The organism is Cellulomonas pasadenensis, assembly GCF_047229365.1.
In the GTDB taxonomy this organism is placed as follows: Bacteria; Actinomycetota; Actinomycetes; order Actinomycetales; family Cellulomonadaceae; genus Cellulomonas.
The window spans coordinates 38,194-46,954 of record NZ_JBFTEP010000010.1 but is presented as its reverse complement, the minus strand read 5'-3'; the positions used below and the strand labels follow the sequence as shown (position 1 = coordinate 46,954).

Sequence of the window (8,761 nt, the reverse complement as noted above, 5' to 3'; positions counted from 1 at the left end):
TGATCCCACCCGCCGAGCACGAAGAGAACTACTACCGTCAGAACGACGCACCGACACCCGTCGACGCGTCACTTGCGGGCCTCCACTGAAGCCGGGGCGAGACAAGGTGTTGCGCGCACCGATCGTGTGGAAGCTCGTGAAGGCGCTGCCTCCGCGCGAAGAGAACGGTCCTGGCCGTCCCAACGAATATGACGCGTCGGTGTACGTACTTTTCATGCTCCTGGTCGCCGCACATGGCTCACACCGAGCTGCAGCCTCGTGGATGGGTACGCGCAGCGTCTGGCGCAGGATTCGCAAGCTCTGGAAGCAGCGCGGGATCGATCTGCCGAAGTACGGACCGACTCGGGGGCAATGCCTCTACCACCGCGACACCTACCTTGCTCCGCACTGGGAGAAGTTGATCGAAGTCTTCGAGGTCGAGGTGGCTCAGAGGGCCCAGGAGCACGGCATGTTGGTGTCGTCCATGACGATGGCCGCCAACCCCCCGCGCCACTGTGTCGTGTCCGGTGACGGGACCGTTCCGGCGATGCTGATGCGCCGTGAGGTGCTGAAGAATCGGCGCGCCGGCGGTCAACGCATCGACTTCGAGCACCACACGGAAGGTGGCGGGCACCCGGTGGACGGTACGAAGTTCTACCTGCAGTCTGCTCGCCTGATCGACGAGAATGGCGACACTCGACGGCACTCGCGGATGATCCTTGGCTTGGCCCTCGTCCCGAAGAAGGGCAGCGGGGGAGAAGCGGGCGTTGCGGCTCGCAAGCTTCTTGAGCTCAAGAGGCGTGCACCAGGCATGCTCGGGGTTCGGTACGACGGCGCGTTGCGCGGCGTCCACCTCGACGACCTCATGAAGGCCGGCTTGGCAGTCGTTAACCCTCCCCATAGCCAGACCGCGAGACGCGAAGAGTTCGAGCGAGTCACCTGCCAGCACGTCGACAGGTCCACCGGCGTCATCTGCGACGAGCGCACGCGTCTGTACAAGCAGAACGGCGCGCTCGGCGTCCTCGAGGTGCTCGCCGACGACGCCGCCACACGCGTCTTCCACATCCTGCCCCGCAAGGTCATCGCTCGAGGCAAGGCCCCCGAGGCCAGGTGGTACGTCGAGCTCACCCTCCCGTGCGGCCACACCTACCTCGTGCGACTCACCTCGTCGTCGACCGACGTGAACAACGGCTTCAACCGTGCAGAGCACCTGCGCATGCACCCGCCTGGCTCACCCGTCTACGACGACACGTACGGGTGGCGCAACGACACCGAGTCGACCCACTCCCAGCTCGACGACTGGCTCTACCGTGGCCGGATGGTCGCTCTGACCGCTGAGCGTCAGGCCCTGGTCATGCTGAGCTTCGCCGTGGCGCACAACGCCGTCGCTGACTGGTACCACCGTCACCGGCAACGCGCCAGGACGCGCGCCTCCGCTGCCTGAGCCTCTCAACACCTAGCACGCCACCAGCCCCCTCGAGGGGCTAGTGGCGCATCCACGAGCTGCGCGACGGTAGGCTGACGAGCGCGCCGAACAGCCCCGTGGGCCTGCCCGGCGCTGTTCGGGGCCACCAAGATGACGTCTGGACGTGTTCGGCACGAGCCTCGCCGGATTTTCGACCACGTTTCCAACATGGCTCTCGCGCCTGTAGCTCAGGGGATAGAGCACCGCTCTCCTAAAGCGGGTGTCGGCAGTTCGAATCTGCCCAGGCGCACCACAGCGTTCCGGAAGGTCAGAGGTGCTTCTCGGCGGCCACGGAGGGCCTGACGAGCCCGGATCTGGGGTTGCGACAGGGTCGAGGCCTCGTCGGATGACCTGGACCGATGTGACCCTGTCATGACGCCGACGTGCCGAGGGCCTCGACGTTCTGCCGGGTCCGCGCGTCGAGGGCCGGTACGAGCCGCTCGCGCAGTTCGGCCACCGCGCCCGTCCAGTCGTCGTCGTCGACCTCATCGAGTGCAGTTCGCATGGCGACCGGCGCCACCTCGGCCATCTCTCGCGCCCGGTCGAGCACCCGCTCCTCGTCCAGCTCGTTCTCGCCGGCGAACCGGGCCCAGTGCTCGCGGCCGATCTTGTCCGAGTGGAACTCCCCGCCGATGGACATGGAAAGCAGCCGGCTCTCCTGCGACTCGTAGACGAGGCCCGTCGAGATGTCGAACAGCGGAGCGAGTCGAACGCTCTCCCCGTCGAGCATCAGCGCGTAGTTGCGTGCGTGCGCGTCGGGGGCGCCGATGATGGTGTTGAAGATGAGGCCGTCGACGAAGTGGTTGACGTTCGCACGAGCCTCCCGAGCACGGGAGGAGTAGTCCCGCAGCATCGCGATGATCCGAGCGGCGGACGGACCGCCGTGCTCCTCGTACTTCTCCGACACGCCGAGTGCCTGGCAGAGGTCTTCCTGGTGCAGACGAGCGAGGCCTTCGCCCTCGGGGCGCCGGTCGAATCGCTTGATCACGATGGCGGACTCGGTCTTGAACTCGATGTGCTCGGTGAAGGCGACGTCCACTCCACAGGCGGCCGCGGCGCGCATCGAGATGTGCTCGACCAGCGCCTGCGCCTTCATGCCGTGCACGCCGGGCTTCAAGATGTGGCTCGTCGGCTGCGAGCCCTGGGCCTCGAACCACTTCTCGCCGACGCGGCGGAGGGCGAACTTGGCCTGGGTGCCGCCGAGGGACCAGTGCTCGCCGGGCATCACCCACGAGGCGTTCTCGTTGATGCGGAGTTCGGCTAGTCGCTGCTCGATGTCCGAGGCGGACTGCGGTTCGAGCGTGCCGCCGCGGGAGACGACCTCCGCGACCTCCAGGGGCGCGCAGAACTGGACGGCACCGGGGCAGTCCTTGCCGAGGGCAGCCAGGAGGCTGAGCGGGTCGCTCCGGTCGACGCCCGGATAGCGGCGTCCGACGGCGTTCAGCGCGCCGTTCGACTCGGGCAGCAGGGCCCGCAGCCACCGCTCGACGCGCTCGTCGGCGAACGAGAGGTCACCGGTCGGCATCGACAGAGACAGCGGCGTGCGACCAGGGAGCGTGGCATCGTCCTCGTACGTGAACCGCAGTCGGTTGGCGCGTGTGCGCTGGACCTGCCCGATGACACGCCCTTCGAGGATCACGACCAGGGGTGGCTGGGCCATCACGACTCCCCGGCGTCCACGCGCACGGCGAGCGAGGCGTCGAGCTCGTCGAGCAGCCGCATCACGAGTCCGAGGTCCGGGCCGTTGATCTGGCCTTGCTCGATGGAGATGAGCCACTGGCGCGACACCCCAGCACGACGGGCGAGCTCCACCTGCGTCAGGCTGCGGCGCAGGCGAAGTCGGCGGATCGCCTGCCCGAGAAGAGTCAGTGACCTCGCGTTGAGCGTCTCACTCTGCATGGTGTCATCGTACGCTTACGTCGCTGCGATGTCGCCGTACGCTTACCTCACTGTCGTGTCGTCGTTCCTGGACACCGTTGCGGTGTCGTGAAACGTGCCACAGCGTTGGTGTCGTGTTCGAAAGGACATCTGGATCAACGGCATGTGAGCAAGCCACACGCCCCGACACAATGTCCACCGAGCCACCAAGGCGCACGACCGTCCGAAGTCTGGCGCGCTCCTGAGTCATCTAGATCGAGCTGCTGAAGCGGGTGTCGGCTGTTCGAGTCGGCCGAAGCGCACGTGACCTCGCGCGGCAGACGCGACGCCTGCGGGGGAACGCGGTGCCTGTTGTCGGGGCCGTGCGGGCCCGCGTTCGCACGCGCAGTCGTCCCGGGATGAGCCACCGGACCTCGAAGACCGCGCACCCTCTCCCCGCTCCCTCGGAAGGCGCCGCCGTCCAGTTCGGGGCACGATCGTGCGGGCGAGGCGCAGCCATGCGTGCGCCAGGAGAGGGGTGGGTGTGAAGGGCAACGCGACGTCGGTCCACCGCAACGCGGCACTGCTGTCCTTGGCGACGACGGTGGCGGAGCGTGTGACGACGTCGGCCGACATCGACCGTCGGCTCGCGCCCGTGCTGGACCGCCTGCGGCTTCCCACCGGCCTGCTGCAGCGGGTCGCCGGTGTGCACGAGCGCCGCAACTGGGCCGAGGGGCAGAGCTTCGACGCGGCCGCGGTGGCGGCGGGGGAGAAGGCGCTCGCCGAAGCGGGCATCAACCCCAGCGACGTCGGCATGGTCATCAACACGTCGGTCACCCGCAAGCACCTCGAGCCCTCGGTGGCGGTGCGTCTGCACCACGGCATGGGCATGCCGCCGTCGGCCGTCAACTTCGACCTCGCCAACGCGTGCCTCGGCTTCGTCAACGGCATGACGCTTGCGGCGCAGCTCATCGAGGCGGGGCAGATCCGGTACGCCGTCGTCGTCGACGGTGAGGACGCCGACGAGATCCAGGGCATCACGATCGACCGGCTCAACCGGCCGGGCGTGACGCGCCGGGACTTCATGCGCGAGTTCCCGAGCCTGACGCTCGGTTCGGGTGCCGTGGCTGCGGTGATCGGGCCGGCCGACGCCCACCCCGAGGGCCACCGGATCCTCGGCGGGGTGACGCGCGCGGCGACGCAGTTCAACGAGCTGTGCGTGGGCAGCGTGAACGGGATGTTCACCGACGCCAAGGCGCTGCTCAAGGGCGGCCTCGACCTCGTCATGTCGGCGTGGAAGGAGGCGAAGGCGGACTGGAGCTGGTCGGACATGGACCGCTACGTCCTCCACCAGGTCTCCGACGTGCACACGAACGCGATCGTGAAGGCGGCGGGTCTCGACCGCAGCCGCGTGCCGCTCACCTACCCCCGGTACGGCAACGTCGGCCCCGCCTCGATCCCCATGACGCTCGCGGAGGAGGCGCGGCACCTCTCACCCGGTGACCGCGTGCTGCTCATGGGCGTGGGCTCCGGCATCAACACGGCGATGACGGAGATCGCCTGGTGATGGGCGCGCTGCCGGCCGCAGCCGGGGCGACCGCACCCGCCTCGCTGCCGCCGCGGGGTCTCGACGGCCTCGACCCGTCCTTCTCGCGCCTCGTCGCGGCGGGCGCCGAGCGCCGCACGTGGCACCTGCTCGACAACGCCGAGCACCTCGCCCGGCTGGGCGTCGAGCCGGTCGGCACCCTGCTGTGCGTGCACGGCAACCCGACGTGGTCCTACCTGTGGCGCCGCCTCGTCACGCGGGCGACCGACCGGGCCGCGGCCGGGGGGCAGGCGTGGCGGGTCGTGGCCGTCGACCAGCTCGAGATGGGCTTCTCCGAGCGCACCGGGACGCCGCGCGGGCTGCCGCAGCGGGTCGCGGACCTGGACGACCTCACGACCGCGCTCGGCCTCGACGGCCCCGTCGTCACGGTCGGGCACGACTGGGGCGGCGTCATCAGCCTCGGCTGGGCCGTCGACCACCCGGACCTGCTCGCGGGCGTCGTCCTGCTCAACACCGCCGTGCACCAGCCGACGCACCTGCGGGTGCCGGGCCCGCTGCGGCTCGCGCTGCGCCCGGCGGTCCTGGGCCGGGCCACCGTCGCCACGCCGGCCTTCCTCGAGACGACCCTCGCGCTCGCCCGCCCGCGCCTGCCCGGACCGGTCCGCGACGGCTATCGGGCGCCGTACCGCGGGGCCGAGCGGCGCGGGGGCATCGGCGGCTTCGTCGCGGACATCCCCGTGACGGCCGCGCACCCCAGCGCCGCCGAGCTCGACCGCCTCGCCGCGGGGGTGCGCGGGCTGGACGTCCCGGCGCTGCTGCTGTGGGGCCCCAGCGACCCGATCTTCGGCGACCAGTACCTCGACGACCTCGTCGACCGGCTGCCGCACGCCGACGTGCACCGGTTCGAGGGCGCCGGGCACCTCGTCGCCGAGGACGTGGACTACGCGACCGCAGCGCTCGACTGGCTCGCCGGCGCCACGACCGGCTCGGGCATCCCGGCGGCCGACGCGCCACCAGCCGACGCTCCGCGACCTGACGACGCACCCGAGGCCGGGGAGGCCGGCAGCACCGCGCCGCCCTACGAGCCCCTGTGGCACCACCTCGACGACCAGCGGGACAGCACGCAGACGGCCCTGGTCGAGATGGCCCCGCCCGGCGGCTCGGGACCGCGCGTCGTCACCTGGTCGCTGCTCGCCCGGCGCGTGCGCGAGCTGGCCGCCGGCCTGACCGCCGTCGGCGTACGGCCCGGGGACCGCGTCTCCCTGCTCGTCCCGCCCGGCGCCGACCTGACCGCCGTCCTGTACGCGTGCCTGCGCATCGGTGCCGTCGTCGTGGTCGCCGACGCCGGCCTGGGCGTGCGGGGCCTGACCCGGGCCGTCCGCGGTGCCCGCCCCGACCACGTCATCGGCGCCCTGGCCGGCCTGTCCGCCGCCCGCGCCCTCGGCTGGCCCGGCCGCCGCATCTCCACCACGCCGCTGCCGCCCGCCGTCGCCCGGGCGCTCGGCGTCGACCACGCCCTCGTCGACCTCGTGGACGCCGGACACGGGGTCGACCTCCCCGACGAGCCGAGCCCCGACGCGACCGCCGCGGTGCTGTTCACCTCCGGCTCCACCGGCCCGGCGAAGGGCGTCGTCTACACCCACCGGCAGCTCGCCGCCGTGGCCGGTGCGCTGCGCGCGCAGTACGACCTCGGCGTCGGCACCGGCCTCGTCGCGGGCTTCGCGCCCTTCGCGCTGCTCGCACCGGCGCTCGGCGCGCGCTCGGTCACGCCGGACATGGACGTCACCTCCCCGCGCACCCTCACCGCCCCGGCCGTGGCGGCCGCGGCCGCGGCGGTCGACGCAACGGTCCTCTTCCTGTCCCCGGCGGCGCTGGCGAACGTCGTCGCGACGGCCGACGACCTGACCCCCGACGACCACGCCGCCCTCGCGCACGTCCGGACCTTCCTCTCGGCGGGCGCCCCGGTGCCCGAGCACCTGCTCGCCGCCGCGGGCCGCCTCATGCCGAACGCGGAGCCGCACACGCCCTACGGCATGACCGAGGGGCTGCTCATGACGGACGCCACCCTCGCGGGCATCCGCGAGGCGACCGCCGCCCGCGCCGACGGCGACCCGGGCGGGGTCTGCGTCGGCCGCCCCACCGCGACCACGCAGGTCCGCATCAGCCCGCTCGACGACGACGGCGCCGCCACCGGCGAACCCACCACCGAGCCGGGCCGGACGGGCGAGATCCTCGTCAGCGCCCCGCACCTCAAGAACGGCTACTTCCGCCTGCACCTCACCGACCGCGCGGCGGCTCGCGACGTCCCCGGCCCCCGCTGGCACCGCACGGGCGACGTCGGCCACCTCGACGCCGAGGGCCGGCTGTGGGTCGAGGGGCGCCTCGCGCACGTCGTCACCACGGCCGACGGCGTGGTCACGCCCGTGGGTCTCGAGCAGCGCGTCGAGCAGGTCCCGGCCGTGGACCGCGCGGGCGTCGTGGGGATCGGGCCCAGGGGGACGCAGCTGCTCGTCGCCGTCGTCGAGACCCGGCCGCGGACCCGTCGTCCCGGCCTGGCGCCCGCAGAGCTGACCGAGGCCGTCCGCGCCGCGGCGGACGCGCCGCTCGCCGCGGTCCTCGCCGTGCCCGACCTGCCGACGGACGTGCGGCACAACTCCAAGATCGACCGCACCCGGCTCGCCCGCTGGGCCGAGGGCGTGCTGTCCGGCGGACGGGTGCGCCGCCCGTGAGGGTCCTGGTCACGGGCGCGAGCGGGCTCCTCGGCCGCGCGGTCGCCGCGCGCGTGCGCGACGCGGGCCACGAGGTGCGCACGTTCCAGCGCCGCCCGAGCGGCGTGCCGGGCGTCGAGGACGTGCGCGGCTCGGTGACGTCGGCGGACGACGTCGCCCGGGCGGTCGCCGGGGTCGACGGCGTCGTCCACCTGGCCGCGAAGGTCTCCCTCGCGGGCGACCCGGCCGACTTCGAGCGGGTCAACGTGCACGGCACCGAGCGGCTCCTGGGTGCCGGCGCGCGCGCGGGCGCGACGCGGTTCGTGCAGGTGTCCTCGCCGTCCGTCGCGCACAGCGGCCGATCGATCGTCGGCGACGACGCCCGGCCGGCGGACCCCGAGCACGCCCGCGGCGACTACGCGCGGACGAAGGCGCGGGCGGAGCTCGCGGCCCTCGCGGCGGACGGGGACCGCATGCGCGTCGTCGCCGTACGCCCGCACCTGGTCTGGGGCCCGGGCGACACCCAGCTGGTCGCCCGCATCGTCGCGCGGGCCCGGGCGGGCCGCCTGCCGCTGCTCGACGGCGGCCGCGCGCTCATCGACACCACCTACGTCGACAACGCGGCCGCCGCGATCGCCGCGGCGCTCGAGCGGGCCGACGACGACGCCGTGCACGGCAACGCGTACGTCGTGACGAACGGCGAGCCGCGCCCGGTGGCCGAGATGCTCGCGGGGATCTGCGTCGCCGCGGGCGCGCCGGCCCCGCGCTGGAGCGTCCCCGCCGGGCTGGCGCGCGCCGCGGGCGGCGCGGTGGAGGCGGTGTGGCGGGTGCGTCCGGGGCAGGACGAGCCGCCGATGACGCGCTTCCTCGCCGAGCAGCTCTCGACGGCCCACTGGTTCGACCAGCGGCGCACGCGCGCCGACCTGCGGTGGCACCCCGTGGTGACGATCGACGAGGGCCTGGCGCGCCTGCGGGCCGCGGCGGCGGGCGGCCGCTGAGCGTCGGCCCGCTCGCCTCCGGTGCCCCGCGTCGAGCAGCTTGACGACGACTTCGGCGCGGCTGACCTCCGCCTCGCGCCGGAGGAGATCGCCCGGAAAACGATGCCCGGCTGTACGTCGAGTACGGACGTGACGACCTCGGCACCTGATTCTTGGGGAATGAGTTCACGCCCCAGCCGTGACGAGCTACTCGCCTCTGGCGCGGGTT

At 72.6% G+C, this 8,761-nt stretch carries 6 protein-coding genes and 1 tRNA gene; 5 read left to right on the top strand and 2 right to left on the bottom strand.

Annotated features, from left to right (window positions below):
• Positions 1-124 precede the first annotated feature (124 nt).
• A complete protein-coding gene (locus AB6N23_RS02970; RefSeq protein ID WP_412864618.1) occupies positions 125-1,423 on the top strand; it encodes a hypothetical protein in 1,299 nt (432 codons plus the stop codon).
• A 198-nt stretch (positions 1,424-1,621) separates the two neighbouring features.
• Positions 1,622-1,697, top strand: a tRNA-Arg gene (locus AB6N23_RS02965).
• 117 nt (positions 1,698-1,814) lie between these two features.
• On the opposite strand, the gene AB6N23_RS02960 is transcribed toward AB6N23_RS02965, so the two are convergent.
• Positions 1,815-3,104 (bottom strand): type II toxin-antitoxin system HipA family toxin, encoded by a 1,290-nt coding sequence (locus AB6N23_RS02960; RefSeq protein ID WP_412864617.1) that lies wholly within the window; start codon positions 3,102-3,104, stop codon positions 1,815-1,817.
• The gene (locus tag AB6N23_RS02955) at positions 3,104-3,343 is read right to left on the bottom strand and encodes a helix-turn-helix transcriptional regulator (RefSeq protein WP_412864616.1); all 240 of its coding nucleotides are present in this window, start codon (positions 3,341-3,343) and stop codon (positions 3,104-3,106) included. Before AB6N23_RS02955 ends, AB6N23_RS02960 begins: the two co-directional genes overlap by 1 nt.
• A 496-nt stretch (positions 3,344-3,839) precedes the next feature.
• Between AB6N23_RS02955 and AB6N23_RS02950 the strand changes: the two genes are divergently transcribed.
• From AB6N23_RS02950 to AB6N23_RS02940, 3 genes are read left to right on the top strand one after another with little or no spacing between them, the layout of a single operon-like run.
• Positions 3,840-4,868, top strand: a complete 1,029-nt coding sequence (locus AB6N23_RS02950; RefSeq protein ID WP_412864615.1) for a 3-oxoacyl-ACP synthase III — start codon at positions 3,840-3,842, stop codon at positions 4,866-4,868.
• The gene (locus AB6N23_RS02945) at positions 4,868-7,576 is read left to right on the top strand and encodes an alpha/beta fold hydrolase (RefSeq protein WP_412864614.1); all 2,709 of its coding nucleotides are present in this window, start codon (positions 4,868-4,870) and stop codon (positions 7,574-7,576) included. The genes AB6N23_RS02950 and AB6N23_RS02945 overlap by 1 nt, the downstream gene beginning before the upstream one ends.
• Complete coding sequence (locus tag AB6N23_RS02940) at positions 7,573-8,553, top strand: NAD-dependent epimerase/dehydratase family protein (protein ID WP_412864613.1); 981 nt, start codon at positions 7,573-7,575, stop codon at positions 8,551-8,553. The genes AB6N23_RS02945 and AB6N23_RS02940 overlap by 4 nt, the downstream gene beginning before the upstream one ends.
• Positions 8,554-8,761: the final 208 nt, after the last annotated feature.